Source organism: Coprococcus sp. AF19-8AC (assembly GCF_003603115.1).
GTDB lineage: Bacteria > Bacillota > Clostridia > Lachnospirales > Lachnospiraceae > Coprococcus > Coprococcus aceti.
Genome location: NZ_QTMI01000003.1, coordinates 203,410 through 223,772 on the forward strand (window position 1 = coordinate 203,410; position 20,363 = coordinate 223,772).

At 41.6% G+C, this 20,363-nt stretch carries 20 protein-coding genes and 2 pseudogenes; 20 read left to right on the plus strand and 2 right to left on the minus strand.

Annotated elements, in window-relative coordinates; all coding sequences use genetic code 11:
* Positions 1 to 25 precede the first annotated feature (25 nt).
* The 17 genes from DWX57_RS09040 to DWX57_RS09120 all read left to right on the plus strand — a co-directional run bounded on the left by DWX57_RS09040 (position 26) and on the right by DWX57_RS09120 (position 16,516).
* Positions 26 to 1,723 carry an extracellular solute-binding protein gene (locus tag DWX57_RS09040; protein ID WP_120123813.1) on the plus strand — a complete coding sequence of 566 codons (1,698 nt, stop codon included), beginning with the start codon at positions 26 to 28 and terminating at the stop codon, positions 1,721 to 1,723.
* 2 nt (positions 1,724 to 1,725) lie between these two features.
* Positions 1,726 to 2,424 (plus strand): HAD family hydrolase, encoded by a 699-nt coding sequence (locus DWX57_RS09045; RefSeq protein WP_120123815.1) that lies wholly within the window; start codon positions 1,726 to 1,728, stop codon positions 2,422 to 2,424.
* 266 nt (positions 2,425 to 2,690) lie between these two features.
* Positions 2,691 to 3,491: an SDR family NAD(P)-dependent oxidoreductase gene (locus tag DWX57_RS09050; RefSeq protein ID WP_004851555.1), complete on the plus strand. Its 801-nt coding sequence runs from the start codon at positions 2,691 to 2,693 to the stop codon at positions 3,489 to 3,491.
* Between the two features lie 375 nt (positions 3,492 to 3,866).
* Positions 3,867 to 6,386: a cation-translocating P-type ATPase gene (locus DWX57_RS09055; protein WP_120123816.1), complete on the plus strand. Its 2,520-nt coding sequence runs from the start codon at positions 3,867 to 3,869 to the stop codon at positions 6,384 to 6,386.
* Between the two features lie 121 nt (positions 6,387 to 6,507).
* The gene (locus DWX57_RS09060) at positions 6,508 to 7,068 is read left to right on the plus strand and encodes a TetR/AcrR family transcriptional regulator (RefSeq protein ID WP_117550511.1); all 561 of its coding nucleotides are present in this window, start codon (positions 6,508 to 6,510) and stop codon (positions 7,066 to 7,068) included.
* 61 nt (positions 7,069 to 7,129) lie between these two features.
* On the plus strand, positions 7,130 to 8,980 hold the full coding sequence (locus tag DWX57_RS09065) for a GGDEF domain-containing protein (RefSeq protein ID WP_120123818.1): 1,851 nt from the start codon (positions 7,130 to 7,132) through the stop codon (positions 8,978 to 8,980).
* Positions 8,981 to 9,130: 150 nt separating this feature from the next.
* Entirely contained in the window at positions 9,131 to 11,095 is a 1,965-nt protein-coding gene (locus DWX57_RS09070; RefSeq protein WP_120123820.1) for an oleate hydratase, read from the plus strand.
* A gap of 198 nt (positions 11,096 to 11,293) precedes the next feature.
* Positions 11,294 to 11,755, plus strand: coding sequence for an NUDIX hydrolase (locus tag DWX57_RS09075; RefSeq protein WP_015534100.1), 462 nt, complete (start codon positions 11,294 to 11,296; stop codon positions 11,753 to 11,755).
* 50 nt (positions 11,756 to 11,805) lie between these two features.
* Entirely contained in the window at positions 11,806 to 12,081 is a 276-nt protein-coding gene (locus DWX57_RS14415; RefSeq protein WP_243106209.1) for an AAA family ATPase, read from the plus strand.
* A 264-nt stretch (positions 12,082 to 12,345) separates the two neighbouring features.
* Complete coding sequence (locus DWX57_RS09085) at positions 12,346 to 12,966, plus strand: alpha/beta fold hydrolase (protein WP_120123821.1); 621 nt, start codon at positions 12,346 to 12,348, stop codon at positions 12,964 to 12,966.
* Between the two features lie 108 nt (positions 12,967 to 13,074).
* Positions 13,075 to 13,593 (plus strand): cysteine hydrolase family protein, encoded by a 519-nt coding sequence (locus tag DWX57_RS09090; RefSeq protein WP_118235345.1) that lies wholly within the window; start codon positions 13,075 to 13,077, stop codon positions 13,591 to 13,593.
* Between the two features lie 23 nt (positions 13,594 to 13,616).
* Positions 13,617 to 14,165, plus strand: a complete 549-nt coding sequence (locus tag DWX57_RS09095; protein WP_015554548.1) for a hypothetical protein — start codon at positions 13,617 to 13,619, stop codon at positions 14,163 to 14,165.
* Between the two features lie 207 nt (positions 14,166 to 14,372).
* Entirely contained in the window at positions 14,373 to 15,236 is an 864-nt protein-coding gene (locus tag DWX57_RS09100) for an AraC family transcriptional regulator (RefSeq protein WP_117551434.1), read from the plus strand.
* A 39-nt stretch (positions 15,237 to 15,275) separates the two neighbouring features.
* On the plus strand, positions 15,276 to 15,512 hold the full coding sequence (locus DWX57_RS09105) for a hypothetical protein (RefSeq protein ID WP_120123823.1): 237 nt from the start codon (positions 15,276 to 15,278) through the stop codon (positions 15,510 to 15,512).
* 22 nt (positions 15,513 to 15,534) lie between these two features.
* A complete protein-coding gene (locus DWX57_RS09110) occupies positions 15,535 to 15,795 on the plus strand; it encodes a hypothetical protein (RefSeq protein WP_120123826.1) in 261 nt (86 codons plus the stop codon).
* An 81-nt stretch (positions 15,796 to 15,876) separates the two neighbouring features.
* Positions 15,877 to 16,080: a hypothetical protein gene (locus DWX57_RS09115; RefSeq protein WP_120123829.1), complete on the plus strand. Its 204-nt coding sequence runs from the start codon at positions 15,877 to 15,879 to the stop codon at positions 16,078 to 16,080.
* Between the two features lie 34 nt (positions 16,081 to 16,114).
* Positions 16,115 to 16,516 (plus strand): hypothetical protein, encoded by a 402-nt coding sequence (locus DWX57_RS09120; protein ID WP_119203236.1) that lies wholly within the window; start codon positions 16,115 to 16,117, stop codon positions 16,514 to 16,516.
* A 94-nt stretch (positions 16,517 to 16,610) separates the two neighbouring features.
* On the opposite strand, the gene DWX57_RS09125 is transcribed toward DWX57_RS09120, so the two are convergent.
* Positions 16,611 to 17,453, minus strand: coding sequence for a LysR family transcriptional regulator (locus DWX57_RS09125; protein WP_117551440.1), 843 nt, complete (start codon positions 17,451 to 17,453; stop codon positions 16,611 to 16,613).
* Between the two features lie 129 nt (positions 17,454 to 17,582).
* Between DWX57_RS09125 and DWX57_RS09130 the strand changes: the two genes are divergently transcribed.
* Positions 17,583 to 18,956 (plus strand): MATE family efflux transporter, encoded by a 1,374-nt coding sequence (locus tag DWX57_RS09130; protein WP_120123831.1) that lies wholly within the window; start codon positions 17,583 to 17,585, stop codon positions 18,954 to 18,956.
* Entirely contained in the window at positions 18,949 to 19,620 is a 672-nt protein-coding gene (locus tag DWX57_RS09135; protein ID WP_120123834.1) for a GDSL-type esterase/lipase family protein, read from the plus strand. The genes DWX57_RS09130 and DWX57_RS09135 overlap by 8 nt, the downstream gene beginning before the upstream one ends.
* Positions 19,621 to 19,862: 242 nt before the next feature.
* Here the strand turns inward: DWX57_RS09135 and DWX57_RS09140 are convergent.
* Positions 19,863 to 20,066, minus strand: a pseudogene (locus DWX57_RS09140) (IS66 family transposase); the annotation flags it as partial.
* A 49-nt stretch (positions 20,067 to 20,115) separates the two neighbouring features.
* Here DWX57_RS09140 and DWX57_RS09145 point away from each other — a divergent pair.
* Positions 20,116 to 20,337, plus strand: a pseudogene (locus DWX57_RS09145) (tyrosine-type recombinase/integrase); the annotation flags it as partial.
* Positions 20,338 to 20,363 lie beyond the last annotated feature (26 nt).

Below are 20,363 nucleotides of genomic sequence, written 5' to 3' on the forward strand. Positions count from 1 at the left end.
AACCTAAGTGGAATGAGGAAAGCATATGCCAGCAATGAAGTATCTGAAAAAAATAATAACATGTGTGCTAACAATTACCCTTATAATAATATGTGGCTGCCAGGACAATAACACCCCCTCCAACCCGTCTAAGGCGACCACAGATGCAGAATATGAGTCTGCCATGCATATTGCGGAGACAACGCCGCTTGGAAGGTATCCGGAACAGCTCACCTATACCCTGGGCAAGCTGTCCGGTGCAAATAATTCAAATCTCCCACAGGGAGAAACGTATGAAAATAACGCATACACACAGATATTAAATGAAATCTTAAATGTGCAGAACCAGGATATATTTGAGGCTGCTGATGATCAGTATGATGACAATGTATCCATGGTGATAGCACAGAAGGATCTTCCGGATGTGATGATCGTCCAAGATATGGATGAGCTGCAGTATCTGGTGGAAAATGACATGATCGAGGATCTCACAGACAGTTATAACAACTGCATGAGTGAAACGGTAAAGAACATATATAAGAGTTATGGCAGCAGTATCATGGATGTGGTCACATTTGATGACCGTATCATGGCCATACCTGAGACAAATATATCAGATGGACCAAATCTGATATGGCTTAGAAAAGACTGGATGGATAAGCTGGGACTTGAGGCTCCGAGAACACTTTCGGATGCGGAGGAGATCATCAGGCAGTTTATTGAGAAAGATCCGGGAAATAATGGTGTAGGAAGTACCGTAGGGCTGGTGGCAGACACAAGTCTCTGCGGCGGTTGTGGTTATAGCAGCGAGTACACGCTCGACATTGTATTTGCCGCATATGGGGCATTTCCGAAACAGTGGATAAAGGATGAGGACGGAAATGTCGTGTATGGTTCTGTACAGCCGGAGGCAAAGAAGGCTCTGGAGCATATACATGAGATGTACGAGGAAGGGATTCTGGATCGGAATTTCCTCATGCGGACAAGCAGCAACATAATAGAACTCATAGTGAATGGACAGTGTGGTTCATTCTTTGGACCATGGTGGGCGCCAAATAATCCTCTTATGGACGCTGTAGCGGCCGATCCAACAGCAAAGTGGGAACCATATCTGCTTGCCACAGAGGAAAACGGCTCAACGAGTTATCACACTCAGGTTCCATATGGCAACTTCGTGGTAGTCAGAAAGGGATATGAGCACCCGGAGATAGTGTGCAAGATAATAAGTGTGCTGTTCGACTATGTAAGATATGAGGACAAAGACAATCAGGCTATAAAGGATTACTACAAACTCAATGTGGATCCTACCGCAAGACCACTTGCGATGAACGTGGACTACAACAATGCACTTCAGATATGCTATGGCGAGCTGAACCACGTGTTCTCTGGCATAAGGCAGCCGGATGATCTGAATCTGCTGGAACAGTCTTATTATGAGGCGTGTGAGTCATATCTCAAGAATGAAGATAATGCGTCATCGGAGGACTGGGCGGCATATACATCCCGTATAACTGCATGCAAGATCCTCAATGATGCGCGTACAAATAAAGTCGAATCTCTGTACTTCGGTGAGACTGAGACCATGGTGTCAGACTGGTGGCACCTTGAGAATCTGGAGAGCAATACTTACCTGAAGATAGTTACAGGTGAAGCAGATCTGGATGAATTTGACAGTTTTGTGGACAATTGGTACAAGACCGGTGGAACAACGATCACCAAGGAAGTTCGAAGGGAGTGCCAGTAGATATGATAAGAGCAATAGTATTTGATTTAGATGATACATTATACGACTGCCTTCACGAGAATGATAAGGCAGTGGAAGACACTGTGAGATATGTGGCAAATGAACTTCTTCATATAGATGAAGTGACAGTGATGAAAGCCTTTGAAGAAGGCAGAGACATGGTAAAGGATCAGCTCTCTGCCTGGGATATGGCGGCGCAGCACAATAGGGTGCTGTACTTCCAGAAGATGCTGGAGATCCTGGGGGTATCACCATTTAGATATGACCTGCAGGTGTACAACTATTTCTGGAACAATTTCCTGAACAAGATATCCATATTCCCCGGGGTATTGGAGTTTATAGATGATATGAAAGCCAGAGGAATAAAGATTGGTATCTGTACAGATATGACTGCGCATATCCAGTTTAGGAAGATAGACAGACTTGGACTTACGGGCAGACTTGACGCAATGATAACAAGCGAGGAGGCTGGTATAGAAAAGCCGAACCGCAGGATGTTTGATATGATAGCTACAAAGCTGGGCGTAAAGAACGATGAGGTCATCTATGTGGGCGATAGCTACAAGAAGGATGTCATGGGAGCGAAAAATGCCGGAATGACACCAGTGTGGTATCTGTCGCTGCAGAACAAGACGGACGAGGATGTACTGGCTGCATGCAATTATGCGGAGCTTCGAAATATAGTGAATAAGGTGATATAGAGAGCAGTGCGATAGCTGCACACCAGATTCCATTGATGTCAAACACCATAGGCAGCATCAACACCGCTGCAAGCTGTATCACCAGTGTTCTGAGGAAAGATATGCATAAATATTTTCATTTAAAGGTATGTGAAGGAGTTGTTTTGGGGCGGCCGTGTGGCTATAATAATAGACATGGGCTATGAAATTATAGATATATGTTATGGTTGACAGAAATCTATGCGGTGTGAATAAAGTAGTCATGGCCAGGAAAGGAGTGTACACTTATGGGGTTTTTAACAGGTAAGACAGCGATAATAACAGGAGGCGGACGTGCAGTTCTCAGCGATGGAAGCTGTGGATCCATCGGATACGGAATAGCGACAGCATATGCCAAGGAAGGTGCCAATCTGGTGCTTACAGGACGTAATGTCCAGAAGCTTGAGGATGCAAAGGCAGAGCTTGAGAGCAAATATGGGATCAAGGTTCTTGCAGTCCAGGCTGATGTAAACGCAGGTGCGGACAACGAGAGCGTCGTCAAGAACGTTGTGGAGCAGGCAGTTAAGGAATTTGGAAGAATAGATGTGCTCATCAACAATGCGCAGGCATCTGCATCAGGCGTTACCATCGCAGATCACACAACAGCACAGTTTGACCTTGCCATATATTCAGGTCTTTACGCTGCATTTTACTATATGCAGGCATGCTATCCATATCTGAAGGAGACAAAGGGTTCAGTCATCAACTTTGCATCAGGCGCAGGCCTCTTTGGAAATTACGGACAGTGCGCATATGCGGCAGCGAAGGAAGGCATTAGGGGCCTTACAAGAGTTGCAGCTACAGAGTGGGCAGCTGATGGAATAAATGTCAATATAGTATGTCCTCTCGCATGGACATCACAGCTTGAGAACTTTGAGAAGGCATATCCGGATGCGTTCAAGGCAAATGTAAAGATGCCGCCTATGGGACACTTCGGAGACGTAGAGAAGGAGATCGGACGTGCATGCGTGGCACTCGCATCACCGGATTTCAAGTACATGAGTGGTGAGACGATCACACTTGAGGGCGCAATGGGACAGAGACCATAGTGCAGTCAATATATCAAATATGGCTTATGCTATGATAATAGAATATGACGTAGATGCGGATCCTGATTCGCGGCTTGCATAAAAAATGAGCGTAACACAATAATACCCAGATGGGAAATGTGTTATGCTCATTTTGTTTAGCTGACTCAGTCATCAACTATATCTCAAAACAGATGGTTGTCCGCTTGTCGTTAATAAGACACAAGGTTTCTTAAAAAAATATGAAATATCTGCCATCATCCTTGAATAACCTTACTTGGAGTACTTATAATAGAACTTTGTTAAAGAAATCATGAGATGTCATGGGCAGTCGGTGCAAAATACTGCTCGATACATAACATTTGCCGACCATATACACAGGAAGAGGTGTTTTATTTGGATACAAACTCAGAAAACAATCTGGATACACGGGGAGTCCCGATCATTGGCCTTACATCGGAGGAAGTAAGGGAACGGATCGACAAGGGACTTACCAATCACACGGATATAAGTACGCAGAAGACAGTGGGGCAGATAGTCAAGTCCAATCTGCTCACATACTTCAATCTTATATTCCTCATACTTACGGTGCTGCTATGTATCGTTGGCTCATTCAGGAATCTGACTTTCCTGCCGGTCATCATAGGCAACACGGTTATAGGAATATTTCAGGAGCTGCGTGCCAAAAAGACTCTTGACAAGATGAGTATGTTAAATGCGCCGCATTCGATAGTTGTGAGAGACGGAGAACAGCAGCAGATACAATCAGAGGAACTGGTTAAGGACGATATCATCATTCTGTCGGCAGGCAATCAGATATGTGCTGACGCTACGGTGCTCAGCGGCAGTATATCGGTAAATGAAGCCCTGCTCACCGGTGAGTCGGATGAGATCAAGAAGAAATCAGGTGATCGACTCATGTCCGGAAGCTTTGTGGTGTCCGGACAGTGCTATGCCAAGCTTGATAAGGTGGGCAATGAGTCATACATATCACAGCTCACAGCCCAGGCGAAGGCCATGGGTGACGGCGAACAGTCAGAGATGATCAGGTACATCAACAAGCTTGTAAAATGGGTTGGAATCATCATCATACCAGTGGGAATCATATTGTTCTGCCAGGCGTATATCATGAATGGAGAGACATTCAAGAAGAGTGTTGTATCGATGGTTGCGGCGGTTCTCGGAATGATCCCTGAAGGACTTTATCTGCTCACAACTGTTGCGCTTGCGCTCAGCACAATAAGACTTGCAAAGAAACAAGTGTTACTGCATGACATGAAGAGTATAGAGACACTCGCGAGAGTCGATGTACTCTGTGTGGATAAGACCGGAACCATTACTGAGCCGGGTATGCAGGTTACAGAGCTGGTGATAAGCGGCAGATGCGGCGATACCGAGATGGACAAGAGAGCATTTGCGCACTTGTTGGCGGATTACTCGGCGGTCATTGAGGACAACAATGCCACAATGGAGGCAATCAGAGCCTATGTGGCTAAGAATGAGATAGAGAAGGGCAGCAGGACACTGCTCAAGACACAGCCTTTCACATCGGCGAACAAATACAGTAAGGTGTCATTTGTCGAGGGAGACTATATGCTTGGTGCTCCGGAGTTTATAATGAAGGATAGGTATGAGGAGATATCCGAAGAGATAGAGGAGTACCAGAGCAAGGGATACAGAGTCCTTCTTATGGCGGAGCAGTCAGGTAGCAGTGCTATGGCTGATACAGAAAATGCGGCAGATACAGACAAGTCAGGCCAGCAGGCCCCGGGTGTGAAAGGGGCAGCAGATATGGCATCGAGCCGTGCTGGTATGGTGAGCCCGATAGGATACATAGTTCTCTCTAATCCGATAAGGGAAAATGCGGAGAGCACATTTACATATTTCAAAGAGCAGGGCGTTGCCATAAAAGTCATATCCGGAGATAACCCTGCCACAGTATCAGAGGTGGCAAAGCGGGCAGGCATAGATGGAGCGGAGAACTATGTGGATGCTTCCACTTTGGCGTCTGAGAAGGATATAACTGAGGCTGTGGATAAATATACAGTATTTGGAAGAGTTACGCCTAAACAGAAGCAGCTCATAGTCAGGGCGCTCCAGAAACAGAAACACACGGTTGCCATGACTGGTGATGGTGTAAATGATATACTCGCAATGAAGGATGCTGATTGCAGTATTGCAATGGCATCTGGAAGTGAAGCGGCTGCGCAGGCGGCACAGACGGTGCTTCTGGATTCGGATTTCGGACGTATGCCATATGTGGTGTTTGAGGGAAGACAGGTGGTCAACAATATACAGAGATCAGCAAGCCTCTTCCTTGTTAAGAATATATTCTCACTGCTGATGGCCATATTCTCAGCGATATTTGCGATCACATATCCGCTGGAGCCATCACAGATATCGCTCATAAGCATGTTCACCATAGGATTGCCGGGATTCCTGCTGGCACTTGAGCCGAACAGGAATCGTATAGAGGGAAACTTTATGGTAAATGTCATGTTAAAAGCATTGCCTGCAGGACTCACGGATGTGTTGTCGGTCGGAGCACTTGTAATCTGCGGACAGGTCTTCAACCTCCCGAGTGAGGACATAGCCACAGCCGGCACAATGCTTCTTGCGGTTGTCGGATTCATGATAATAATCAAGATCAGCCATCCGTTCAACAAGATGAAGTATGGTGTACTTCTTATCAACATAATCGGACTGCTGTTCTGTGGCCTTTTCCTCGGCAGGCTGTTTGCCATAGAGTCGATATCCAACATATGTTTCCTGCTCATGGTTGTATTTGCATTTGCGGCGGAATCTATGTTCAGGTATTTGACATTGTTTGTTGAAAAGCTCAGCAGCTTCTTTGGAGACGAGAAGAACAGACGTAAGCTCAGAAGAAAGATAAGGAAATATAACATTTTTAAGTAGAGAATTGTCGAAAAAAGAATATAATAAATATTAAGATATACTCATAAGAAGCAATATTGTTTTTTATGAGTATGTTTGTTTATAAGGATGATATGTACAACTTGGATAACAGGAGGTAAGCATGGCAAATTCAACTAAAAAAGCACTTGAGGTATCTCTGAAAAAGCTTCTTAAGGACAAGCCATTTGACAAGATAACAATAGCGGATCTCACCGGAGACTGCGGGATAAGCAGGATGACATTCTATTATCATTTTCAGGACATATATGAGCTTGCCGAGTGGGTGTGCATAGAGGATGGCAAGCAGGCACTGAAGGATAAGAAGACCTACGATACCTGGCAGGAGGGCATGATACAGGTGTTTGAGGCTGTGCTGGAGAACAAGCCATTTATCGCAAATATATACAGGTCGGTGGATAAGGCTAAGATAGAAAACTATCTGTATAAGCTGTCGTATCAGCTCATAGCGGATGTAGTAGAAGAGAAATGCGAAGGGGATAACCTCTCGGAGGCTGATAAGCAGTTCATAGCAGACTTTTACAAGTATGGATTTGTGGGGATTATGCTTGACTGGGTAGACAAGGGGATGAAGGACGATTATCATAAAATAGTGGAGCAGCTTAGCACCACGCTTCGTGGAAATATAGCAAATTCTATTCATAATTTTGAAATCGAGATGTAAAAGCAGAGGACGGATCAGGATAAAGAAATCTATTACTGTGAGATATGCGGGGAGAGCGCTTATGAGTCAAACATCAGATATGAAAAAGAGATTGCCAGGGATAATATTGATAACGGGGGGAATCGTGCTGGTTGCGATGGTCATCCAGGCGGTCATACTCAGCTTTATCAATAACAGGGGTTTTGACAGGACCTCGCAGGTGCTGTTGGATCAGGTCAGCAATATAATCGAGAAGAATAAGGCAAGTGAGGAAGATCTGATAGACTCCCTCAAGGAAGATTATATGGTCAGGGCTAAGGCTGTGGCGTATATAGTTGATGCAAAGCCTGAGGTGGCAAATGATGTGGAGGAGCTCCGCAAGATTGCTGCACTTATATCTGTTGATGAGGTGCATTTGTTTAATACGGATGGCGTGATATATGCTGGTACCAATCCCGAATATTTTGGATATAGCTTTGATTCCGGGGAGCAGATGGCGTATTTTAAGCCTATGCTGGATGATAAGAATCTCACCATGTGTCAGGATGTCACTCCGAACACATCAAAGGGTAAGAAGATGATGTATGCAATAACATGGAACGACGATGGAACCAAGATGATACAGGTTGGAATCGAGCCGAGAAGACTTCTGAATGAAGTAAAACAGAATGAGATATCCACGGTGGTTGCCAATATGCCTATGTATGATGGACTGAGTGTTGTAGTGGCAGATGGCGAATCGGGAGAAATATATGGATGTTCATATGAACCGGTAGTAGGGCTTACTCTTGATGAGATCGGCATTTCGGTGACTGATGATATGCTGCCGGACGATGAAGACAGTTTTACAGGCATAAGAAGGATTAATGGATTTAGAAACAGATGTGTATTCCGAAGATCCGGAGAGTATGTGATCGGGGTCATATATAGAATGGATGTGAATAGCCGGAGTAATATGGCAATCATGGTTATCATGGCACTGTATCTGTGTTTTGCCGCCGGCCTGGTGGTAAGCATGGTGATGAAGGTGATACATGCGAATCGGGAGAGAAATGAACAGCTGTCAATATTAACATCCATGTCGGGGATGTATTACAGCATGCATATGCTTGATCTTAGGCATGATACATTTGCCCTCTATACCGCAGGAGACCTGATATTGAGGGCTGGTGAGCGGGCAGCAGGGGCGAAGGAACTTATGAGGAAGATCGTTCATAAGGTGGTTGTGGATGAACATCAGGCAAGTGCCCAGGAATTCATGGATCTGGATAGTCTGGGGGACAGACTGATCAAGAAAAAGATTGTATCAGGTGAGTTCATGGTGAAGGATCTTGGATGGTTCAGACTGTCATTTATATCGATAGATGTTGACGAGGACGGACGCCCTTTAAAAGTCATATTTACCACCAGAAACATAGATGAAGATAAGAAACGGGAGCAGAAGCTGATAAGACGGTCTTATACAGATGAGCTCACAAAATGTTATAACAGGAGCGCATATATAGATGATGTCAGGGAGCTGCCGGGAGATTCTGTATATGTGTATGTGTCCATGGATGTAAATGGGCTTAAGCCAGTGAATGATACCCTGGGACATGCGGCTGGAGATGAACTGCTTCAGGGTGCTGCCAAGTGTATGGAGCAGTGTTTTGGAAACTATGGTAAGGTGTACAGGATGGGCGGTGATGAATTTGTAGCCATCATCTTTGTAAATACCAGAAGGCTGAAGAGAGTGCAGCAGGAGTTTGATGACGTTGTGCGTGGATGGTCTGGACAGCTGGTGAAATCCGTATCGATATCATGTGGCTATGTGTCAAGTGATGAGAAGGACTGGGAGTCATTTGACGAGATAGTAAAGGCTGCAGATGAGAGAATGTACGAGAATAAGGCGGCATATTACAGGCAGAAGGGCGTCGACAGGAGGTATCACTAGAGTACATATGCAATATAGGGTTATACAAAACGGGTGGAATGATAAAATTTTTATCATTCCACTTTTTTTGTAAATATGAAATAAAAATTGGGTAAGCTATTATAGGGACATGAGATGGAAATAGACGGCAGACTGAAAGGAGAATTGCTTATGTCAAAGAAGAAATTGGGAATCGGGATAGCAGCGGTGGCAGCAGCCGGCGCAGGAGCAGCAGCTCTCACAGTTAAAAATCGTAATAAGGCAAAAGTTCAGAAGGAGAAGGCTGCGGCTGAACATGCTGAGTACCGCAATACGGAGCGCGGAAAGCATGAGAAGAACAGTAAGGGAATCTATTATACAAATGGAAACTATGAGGCATTTGCCAGACCGAGAAAGCCGGAGGGCGTGGATGACAAGAACGCATATATAGTGGGAAGTGGTCTTGCATCACTGGCAGCAGCTTGCTTCCTTGTACGTGACGGACAGATGCCGGGTTCACATATCCATATTCTTGAGGCCATGGATATAGCGGGCGGTGCGTGCGATGGAATATTTGATCCTGCCAGAGGCTACGTCATGAGAGGTGGACGTGAGATGGAGAACCATTTCGAGTGCCTGTGGGATCTGTTCAGAAGTATACCTTCCATAGAGACACCGGGGGTATCGGTTCTTGACGAGTATTACTGGCTGAACAAGGAGGATCCAAATTATTCACTGTGCAGAGCAACAGTGAACAGAGGCAAGGATGCCCACACAGATGGCAAATTCAATCTGAGCCAGAAGGGCTGTATGGAGATCATGAAGCTCTTCATGACAAAGGACGAGGATCTGTATGACAAGACGATAGAGGATGTATTCGATGATGAGGTATTTGATTCGACATTCTGGCTGTACTGGAGGACGATGTTCGCATTTGAGAACTGGCACAGTGCGCTGGAGATGAAACTTTACTTCCAGAGATTCATACATCACATCTCAGGACTTCCGGATTTCTCGGCCCTCAAGTTCACGAAGTACAACCAGTATGAGTCGCTGATCCTTCCGATGGTGAAGTATCTTGAGGCGGCGGGCGTGACATTCCAGTACAACACGGAGGTCACAAATGTCATATTTGACATGAGAGACGGCAAGAAGATAGCAAAGACCATAGAGTGCAGGGTAAACGGAGCTGAGAAGGGTATTCCACTCACTGAGAACGATCTTGTATTTGTCACAAATGGAAGCTGCACGGAGGGGACTATCTACGGCGATCAGAACCATGCGCCAAATGGTGATGCAGAGGTGAGAACAAGCGGCTGCTGGAGCCTGTGGAAGAACATAGCCGCGCAGGATCCTTCATTTGGCCATCCGGAGAAGTTCTGCTCTGATATATCAAAGACAAACTGGGAGTCAGCCACAGTTACAACGCTTGACGACAAAATCATCCCATACATCGTGGATATCTGCAAGCGTGACCCTAGAACCGGAAAGGTTGTCACGGGTGGTATTGTGAGCTGTCAGGATTCAAGCTGGCTGATGAGCTGGACCATCAACAGACAGGGACAGTTCAAGACCCAGGACAAGGATAAGGTGTGTGTATGGGTATATGGCCTGTTCACAGATGTTCCGGGCGATTATATCAAGAAACCTATGAAGAATTGTACCGGTAAGGAGATCACGGAGGAGTGGCTCTACCATCTGGGTGTGCCAGAAGATGAGATCGAGGAGTTGGCCACAAACAGTGCAGTCTGTGTGCCAACTATGATGCCATATATCACCGCGTTCTTCATGCCTAGAGCAAAGGGCGACAGACCAGACGTAATTCCGGACGGATGCACCAACTTTGCATTCCTCGGACAGTTCGCCGACACTCCTCGTGACACAGTGTTCACCACAGAGTATTCGGTGAGAACTGCCATGGAGGCTGTGTATGGACTTCTCGGCGTGGACAGAGGTGTTCCTGAGGTGTGGGGAAGTGTGTACGATATCCGTGAACTGCTGGACAGCAGCGTGAAGCTCATGGATGGCAAATCTCCGCTTGAGATAAATCTTGGACCTCTGAACAAGCTCAAGAGACCTATACTTAAGAAGATCCAGGGCACGGTGATCGAGAAGGTGCTGAGAGACCACGACATCATCAAAGAGGGTATGCTGTAGGTTGAAGTTAATATAGAGTAATAAGAAAGTTCCATGTGTCTGCACGGTGCAGATGCATGGAACTTTTTATGTGGTGGAGACACTGGGGACGGAGGTACCTGTCCCCTCCGTCCCTCCTGGAAAAGAAATTGACTTTTCCCGTGTATAAAAATATACTTTTGGATATTGAATAAGAAGGGACGTTCCTGGGAGGTTAATATGAAGATGACAACACTTTGTTACATAGAGAAAGATGGAAGATACCTGATGCTCCACAGGACAAAGAAGGAGAAGGACATTAATAAAGGCAAATGGATCGGTGTAGGTGGACATGCCGAGGAGGGTGAGAGCCCTGAGGACTGCCTTCTGAGGGAGATAAAGGAGGAGACGGGACTTACGCTTACATCGTACAGATTCAGAGGGCTGGTGACATTTATCAGCAATGAGTGTGAGAATGAGCTTATGTGCCTGTTCACTGCAGATGGATTTGATGGGGAAGTTCAGATATGCGATGAGGGGGACCTTCAGTGGATAGATAAAGAGATCGTGCCAACACTTCCGACGTGGAGCGGGGATGCGATATTCCTGAAACTGTTGCTTGAAGGGGAGGAGAGATTTTTCTCACTCAAGCTCGTATATGAGGGAAGCGAGCTAGTGGAGCACAGGCTGGAATTCTATTGAGAAGGAACGTCCCCACATGAGGAGGAGTAACAATTACTCCAGGGAATACATTGATTATTCTTGATGAGATCCAGAACGCACCAAAAGCCTTAGAATCCTTGAAATATTTCGGCGAAGAAGTACCAGAATACCATATTATAGCTGCTGGTTCGCTGCTTGGGGTGACAATTCATGAGGGCGTGTCGTATCCGGTTGGTAAAGTTGACCTGTTGGATCTATATCCTCTTAACTTTAGAGAGTTTTTATATGCTATGGGCGAGAAAAAACTGGCAGATGAATTAAAGACAAAAGACTATTCCATTATGTTGGTTTGCTGGGGGCATTAAGTGAGTTGCTAGCGACATCCATATTGGAAGAAAATGATATTTTTATAGAATTTAAGGGTGCGCTTACAGAGCAATTATACCTATTGAAGTAAAGGCAGAAACGAATATAAGGTCGCAGAGTCTAAAAGCATATTGCGATAAATTCCATCCTGAGAAAGCTGTACGTTTTTCAACTCTAAAGTATATGGATCAGGAATGGATGGTAAATATACCACTATATGCGGTATGTAATTTGTAAATTTTGGTTTGAAGGAGTGACAATATATGAAGTATTTATATTTGCATGGACTAGGGCAAAAACCAGACAGTTGGAATAGAGTAATAAAAGAAACGAAGGTATCGGAAAGTAGTGTCAAATTTAGTTTGGCAGAGATGTTAGAAGGAAAATCTGCTACATATAAGGAATTATATTCGGCATTCTCATCAGAATGTGACAAGGTGAACGATGAAATTGTCTTATGTGGGCTTTCTCTAGGCGCTGTTTTGGCACTTAATTATGCGATAGACCACCCAGATAAAGTAAAGTCGCTCGTATTAATTGCAGCACAGTATAAAATGCCTCAAAAATTATTGAAAGTTCAGAATATGTTGTTTCATCTTATGCCGAATTCGGCATTCAGTAAAATGGGTTTCAAAAAAGCGGATGTTATCAGCCTGTGCGGGACGATGGCTGAATTGGATTTCAGTGACTCCCTGCATAAGGTGTCTTGTCCGGTATTGCTCATTTGTGGGGAAAAGGACACTGCAAACAAAAAAAATTCAAAAGAACTTTGCCAATATTTGAACAACGCCTGTTTCCATGAACTTGCGAAAACAGGTCATGAAGCAAACATAGAAGCTCCGGAAGAGTTGGCAATCGTGTTGCAGAGATTTTATGATAATTAACATTCCCGGAACATGGTTCAGTGTTTGATATGAAACCATAGGGAATTAAAACTAAGTGAAAAAGTGCAGTAAGTTTTAATTTGAGGAGGCAAATCTGTGGAAAAAGGAATGAAACTACTTGTGATAGATATACAAAAAGGAATAACAGATAGTAGACTTTTTAATTTTGAAGCGTTTATTGATGATACTATAAGAATTATAAAAGCAGCTAGAGATAATCAAATAGAGGTTATCTATTTTCAACATGATGATGGACCAGGAACGGGATTTTCAATCGGTGATGAAGACTTCGAAATTGCAGAACAAGTGATTCCCAAGGAAGGGGAAAAGATATTTATAAAAAATATCAATAGTTGTTTTGGAAATAAAGATTTCACAGATTATGTTAAAGATGATAATACATTAATGATAGTGGGACTACAGACAAACTTCTGTATAGATGCAACTGTGAAATCTGCTTTTGAGAGAGGATATAAAGTAATTGTTCCACAAGGTGCAAATTCAACATTTGATAACGACTATATGACTGGAGAAGAAACATATAAATATTACAATGATATGATGTGGCCAAAGAGATTTGCTACATGTGTATCTGTTGATGAAGCAATTAAATTGATGGAAAGTTAAATCGGAATTTGGAGGTAAAAAGCATGATGAAGCTCGATAATTTTATTAATATGATGACGGGACACTTTAATAACAAAGAGCAGTTTGATAATATGCAGAGAGAAGGGAAAACATATCCTTATGCAGAACACATTAATACAATCTGTAATGAGAAAATTTTAAACCTTCCTAAAGATTTTAATGGTAAATTTGTTGTTGAAGAAAGCTACTATGAGACAAATGGTAAACGCCATGCTTCCCCACATCTTTTCCTTATTACAGAGAAAGAAGACGGAATTGTGTTGTATTCTTATGAAATACCAGAAGGAGAAGATAAAAGTACGTTTTCATATGATTCTATGAAAAATGCTGACTACACTGAATTGAAAAAATCTGAAAAATTCACTCCGGCGCTCTATCATGAGAAAGATGGAATCTGGGAAGGAGGCAGTACAAGCCAGTTTTCACCGGTAATGACATTTAAGCTTTGGGAAAAGTTTTCTGATAGTTGTCTGGAGGTATCTGAAAGCATGGAAGTTAATGGAAAGAAAACTTTTGGATATGATGAACCAATTATCTATAAGCGAGTATAATCCAAGAATGAAATATTGCGATAAATTCCAGTAAGCTGGTGTGTTTAACCGAGAGACGAATTTGATTTTTACTAATTGTTTATGTAAAGGAATGCCTTGTGATTATATCTGCGATAGTTGTGTAATTGGACAAAAGAGAGCAAAATATGTCGGGACAAAAATATGCTTTGGAGATAAGATGTGTTTTGTAGGAAGGAGTAAATAAGCATGAGCTGGTTGGAAGATATCACTTCATCAATCAAATATATTGAAGGACATCTTACAGATGAACTTACTCTGGAAAAAATTGCTGCAAAGATTAATCTTTCGCCATTTTATTTTCAAAAAGGGTTTTCGATTCTTTGTGGAATTACGGTATCCGAATATATAAGAAATAGAAGATTATCACTTGCCGGCAGAGATTTGCAAACAGATGGTGTTAAGGTTATAGATGTAGCAATGAAATATGGCTATGATTCTCCAGACAGCTTTACGAAAGCCTTCACCAGATTTCACGGTATTACGCCTGCACAGGCGAAGTCCGGAGACGGTGAACTCAAAAACTACCTTCCTCTAAAAATACATGTATCTATGAAAGGTGGATTTGAAATGGAATGTAAAATTGTTAAAAAACCGGCATTTACTGTTGTCGGAAGTGCCAAAATTATTAAAAATGAAGAAGGGTATAAAGAATGCCCACAATTTTGGACAGAGCATTATGAAAAGGGAAACGGTAAGTATATTTGTGGTATGTATGGAATCTGTTTAGATGATGGAGCACCGGAAGGATTCTTCAAGTACATGATTGCTGATGATTATATCCCTTCAAAAGACATACCGGAAGAATTTGAAACGGTAGTTATTCCTGAAAATACATGGGCAGTATTTCCATGTAAAGGATCTATGCCGGAAGCGTTACAAAAAGTGAATACAGAGATTTTTAAGGAATGGCTTCCTGGGAATAGTGATTATGAAATTGCAGGAATGTATAATATAGAATACTACACCGCACCTTGTGATTATCCGAAAGGAAATCAGGATGAGAATTATTATTGCGAAATTTGGATGCCGGTGAAATCAAAAGAACAGTAGATTTTAGAATAATTAGTTAAATTCTTGCGAGGATATGATATGAATAAGGCCAAAAGAATAGTAGATAATATGGATTCTGAAAATGCATTTGCGGTTTGTTCGGAGATTGGAATTATTGATGAAAATGCAACACCGCTTAAGCAGGCAAGATATATTAATGAGCTTTTAAATACCACTGAGAGTATGAAGATATATATGACTGATACTATGCGAAAATGTGGTGGGTGCTGCTTGTCAACCAATGCTATAAAAATAGCAAAAAAAATTATACGCTAAATCTAACGATATAGCAGAATTTTTGAATCTTCTGAATGAAGCAGATATTGGCGGAAGGAACTTACATATTTTTGATGGAAAGATTATTGCTGTATACAAAAAATGTTATTGTAATATACCTAAAAAAGTTGAGAATATGAATAAAAAGTATTGTGAATGTTCTGCTGGTTGGTATATGCGATTGTTCTCTGAGGTTTTTGAAAAGAGTGTAACAGTTACTATTGTTGATACAATTGTCAATGGAGCTTCTGAATGTGTATTTGAAATATCAGATTATGTATAGACAGACAAATTTCAGTTTGTCACATAGTTTGTCAGAATGAAAAATCAAGTGTAGAAGGACACATGACAGGTGGGATTTGGAATGCTTCAGACAAAGAGAAAGATGGATTATGTCCGACCGTTTGAACAGGTATTACAGGAGGAATCTCATCCTGCGAATCAGACAGCATATATTGATATTATCCGGGTACCGGAGAAACTGGCGGAAAATAAATATGAAGGATATTACCTTGTAACAACGGCAGAGGGAAGTTTTAAAGAAAAAGTTCCAAAATCAATGATTTAGGGCTTGAAACTATAGGAAGGAGCAGATTTGATATATGGGTTTATTTAATAAAATGAAAAAATTTTTTTCGTGCTTTAAGTATAAGCTAGACAGAGAGATTTTAAGGGAATATCTCCAGCATACAATTAATTTTGCTGTCGAGAATAAGTTGCCATTTTGTGATGAATTTTATATTGCTGACAGTCTTGATGCAAAGGATAGATTACATGTCGCTATCCTAAATTATGATGTACCGGGAGAGGCTGTTTATGAGATTGAGAAGAGTTTTAAGGGAATAGTTATTTTGGCGAATCACGAGAAATGTTACAATCCGGAAAATGATCATAAGTATATTAATGCGGAAGATTTTATAAGCCGAGAACTTTGCACGTTGCCAGAAGAGTTTTTTGTATTCATGGATATGGCACCGACTATGCTTGAACAGTATGAGATTTAGGGACGTTCCTTTTGGCACGAGGAGTGTCCCTATGATATGTTATAAATAAGACCGGGGGACGCTCGTTGTGACAAAAGGAACGTCCCTGGGAGTGCTATTTTAATTCAGATAAAAATTTTTCTACCTCAACCGGAATTCGCTCATCTCTCCAGGCAAGGAGAATTTCTGTCGAGAGGTTCGTATCCTTAATAGAATAGGCATGAAGACAGGGCTTGAGTTCTCTCATGGAAGAAGGGAGGATGGCAACCCCTAAACCATGTTCGGCCAAAGTTATGGCGGTTCTGGCATCTTCACATTCGCAGTATATGTCACAAGTTAATCCATTATCTTCAAAAGCAGATATAATATACTTGCGATAGCGATGAGAAAGTATCAAGGATTTTTGTGATAGTTCTTTTAATGAAATATTTGTATATCCAATATCAAAAAAGCCAGGGATTGCCATTGCTACTAAATTCTCCTGTAATAAAACGCTGGTGTTGCATTCGTTTAATACAATCGGTGTTCTAAGTATTGTAATATCTACCAGGCCATTTTCTAATTCATTTTTTAAAGCAAATGTAGAACCTTCATGTATATCAAAGTGAATATCAGGATATTTTGAAGCAAATCGAACTAAGTAATCAGACATAATGGAAACACTGGAAGGTGTCAGACCAATATGGAGAGTGGCAGACTGGCTTGCCTTAATTACTTCACGTTTGGTGATATCCGTCATAGTAAGCAGACTGGTGGCTCTGGCATAGAGCACTTTACCGGCTTCGGTTAGAGTAATTCTTTTTGTACCTCTGATAAAAAGCTGTACTTGTAATTCTTCTTCCAGCATTTTCATCTGGTAGCTTAATGGTGGTTGTGTCATGTGCAGAGCTCTGGCGGCAGCACTGACATTTCCCTCGTCTACAATTGCACGAAAGTATTCTAATTGTTTGATCTCCATATGATTTTCTCCTATTGAAAAAGATATATAAATATTGTTGCATTATTGTATAAAAACAATATTTTTTATATATTTTAATTCGTGTTATACTTGGAGTCAAGGGAAAGAAAGCAAAAAAGGAATGAGAGCATGAAACGAATTGATTTTGAACACGGAACAATTACAGGAAATATTTTAGGCGCGGCATTACCGATGTTGGTGGCACAGATATTGAGTCTTTTGTATAATATCGTGGATCGAATTTACATTGCCAGAATTCCAGAAGTCGGAACAACAGTACTTGGAGCGGTGGGCTTATGCTTTCCAATTATTGTGATTATCACAGCATTCAGCAACTTGTTCGGAAGTGGCGGTGCCCCTTTATTTTCCATTAATAGAGGAAAAGGAAATACAAAAAAAGCTGAAACAATTATGAATACATCATTTTCAATGATGTGCATTTGTGGAGTGGTATTGATGGTAATCGGCATGTTGTTTGCAAGTCCGATACTGGTATTATTTGGTGCATCAGAGGAAGGGTTATCTTATGCGTATTCATATATGATGATTTATCTGATAGGAACAGTGCCATCCATGATCGCAACAGGAATGAATCCATTTATTAATGCACAAGGTTATGCTACATCAGGCATGCTGTCTGTAACAATTGGAGCAGTTGCCAATTTAATTTTGGATCCATTATTTATATTTGGATTGCATTTAGGAATAAAAGGAGCTGCAATTGCAACGATTATTTCACAGACTTTATCAGCAGCATATGTATTTTATTTTTTAAGAAAGAAATCGGAGCTAAAAGTTCGAATGCTCTCCAAGGCAGAATGGAAAGTATGTGGAGCAGATGCAAAAAATATCGTGAGTCTTGGTAGTGCAGGATTTATTATGCAGCTGACAAATAGTTTAGTAACAATATGCTGCAACAGTGTGCTGGCAGGTATCGGAGGAGATGTTTATATATCAGTGATGACAATTGTATCAAGCATCCGGCAGATGGTAGAGACACCGATTTATGCTATGAATGAAGGAACTTCTCCAATTTTAAGCTACAATTATGGAGCACAGCGTCCCAAGCGTGTTAGAAAAGCAATTAGAGTAATGACTTGCATGATTCTTATTTATACGGCAATCATGTGGAGTGTGATCATTTTTGCACCGGAATTTTTAATCGGAATTTTCAGTTCGGATAAAGAACTACTGGTAGATGCAGTAGAAGCATTGACGTTGTATTTTGCAGCATTTATATTTATGGATCTGCAATATATTGGACAGACGGTATTTAAATCATTAAATAAAAAGAAACAGGCAATCTTCTTTTCATTACTTAGAAAAGTATTTATAGTTGTGCCATTAACATATTTGTTTCCATATACATTTCACATGGGAACAAGAGGTGTGTTTTTAGCAGAACCGATATCAAATGTAATTGGAGGAAGTTTGTGTTTTATTACAATGCTGGCGATTGTGATGCCGGAGTTAAAGAGAATGAAGGAGGAAAATTATGAGTAAGTTAGATGCGATTCAGGAGTTTTATGAGAAGGATCGGAAAGAAAAAATTGATAAATATCGTATTTTAAATGAAGTGGTTGTAAAGGGACAAATCCTTTTTACAGGGTCATCGTTGATGGAACAATTTCCGATAAATGAATTGTTAATGTCTGAGAAAATGGATTGTATTATTTACAACCGCGGAGTTGGCGGGTTCACAACAGATGATATGTTAGAAAACATGGATGTTCAGGTGTTTGGCACAGAGCCGTCTAAGATTTTTATTAATATTGGAACAAATGATATTAGTAATCCGTCGATTTCTTTTGAGGAAGCACTTAAACATACCATAACAAATTATGAGAAGATTCTGATGCAAATTAAAGAAAAATTGCCGGAAACACAGGTGTATATGATGGCATATTATCCTGTTAAAGAGGATGCTCCGTTGCCAGAGGGGGAATGGGACAGAACAACGTTTAAAAATCGAAATAATACAAATATACCGATAGCTAATGAAGAAGTCAAAAAACTGGCCGATAAATTGGGCTATACGTATATTGATGTGAATAATGGATTGACAGATGTAAATGGAAATTTAAAAGAGGAGTATACGATAGAAGGCGTACATATGTATGCAAATGCGTATAGATGTGTTTTAGAGAATCTTAAGCAGTATCTATAAGGTATAGAGCCATTTGGGGACGGCAAGCGTGATTGCGAATGTCCTATTTATGTTTAAATGCAAGTTCTAAAAGGATACGCAGTGCGTAGCGAATTGGAACTGTAAATCGGAACTTTTTTGCAGAGATCACAGTAAAGTAAATAAGTGCAGAGAAAGGCGGGAGTCATAGAAATGTGGTAAACGCTCCACTGTGGGTACCCCCACTATAATTAGCCGCTCGTCTGAGCGGCTTTATTTCAGTATTATTTCCTGCATTCTGCAGGGAGTTCAGCTGACCAGGGCAGAAGCTTCTCGCAGAAATCATTGTTCTTAGTGTCACACATTACCCAGTTCTTTTTGCCGATACAGAAACTTCTGATACTTTGTTCTGCGGCATTATTATCTATCGGAATCTCTCCGTCATCCACAAATCTTCTGAGATATTTTTCCTGGTTAATTGAATAACTGCTTCACGAATCAAGGTCATTCTGATAATCAGCGCATTCCAACTTGACTAGACTTACTGAAAGCGGTGTGGAGTTACGATTACGAGAAATGGGGAAGAAGTTAGGTGTAGAAAAGGTACACCCACATAAGGTCAGAAGGACTATGGCCACCAGAGCAATTGAGAAAGGTATGCCGATTGAACAGGTACAGAAAATTCTGGGACATGAGCAAATATATACAACGCTCAGATATGCAATGGTTAATCAAAACAATGTGAAGCTATCGCATTGAAAATATATTTCATAGATTGACTGTAA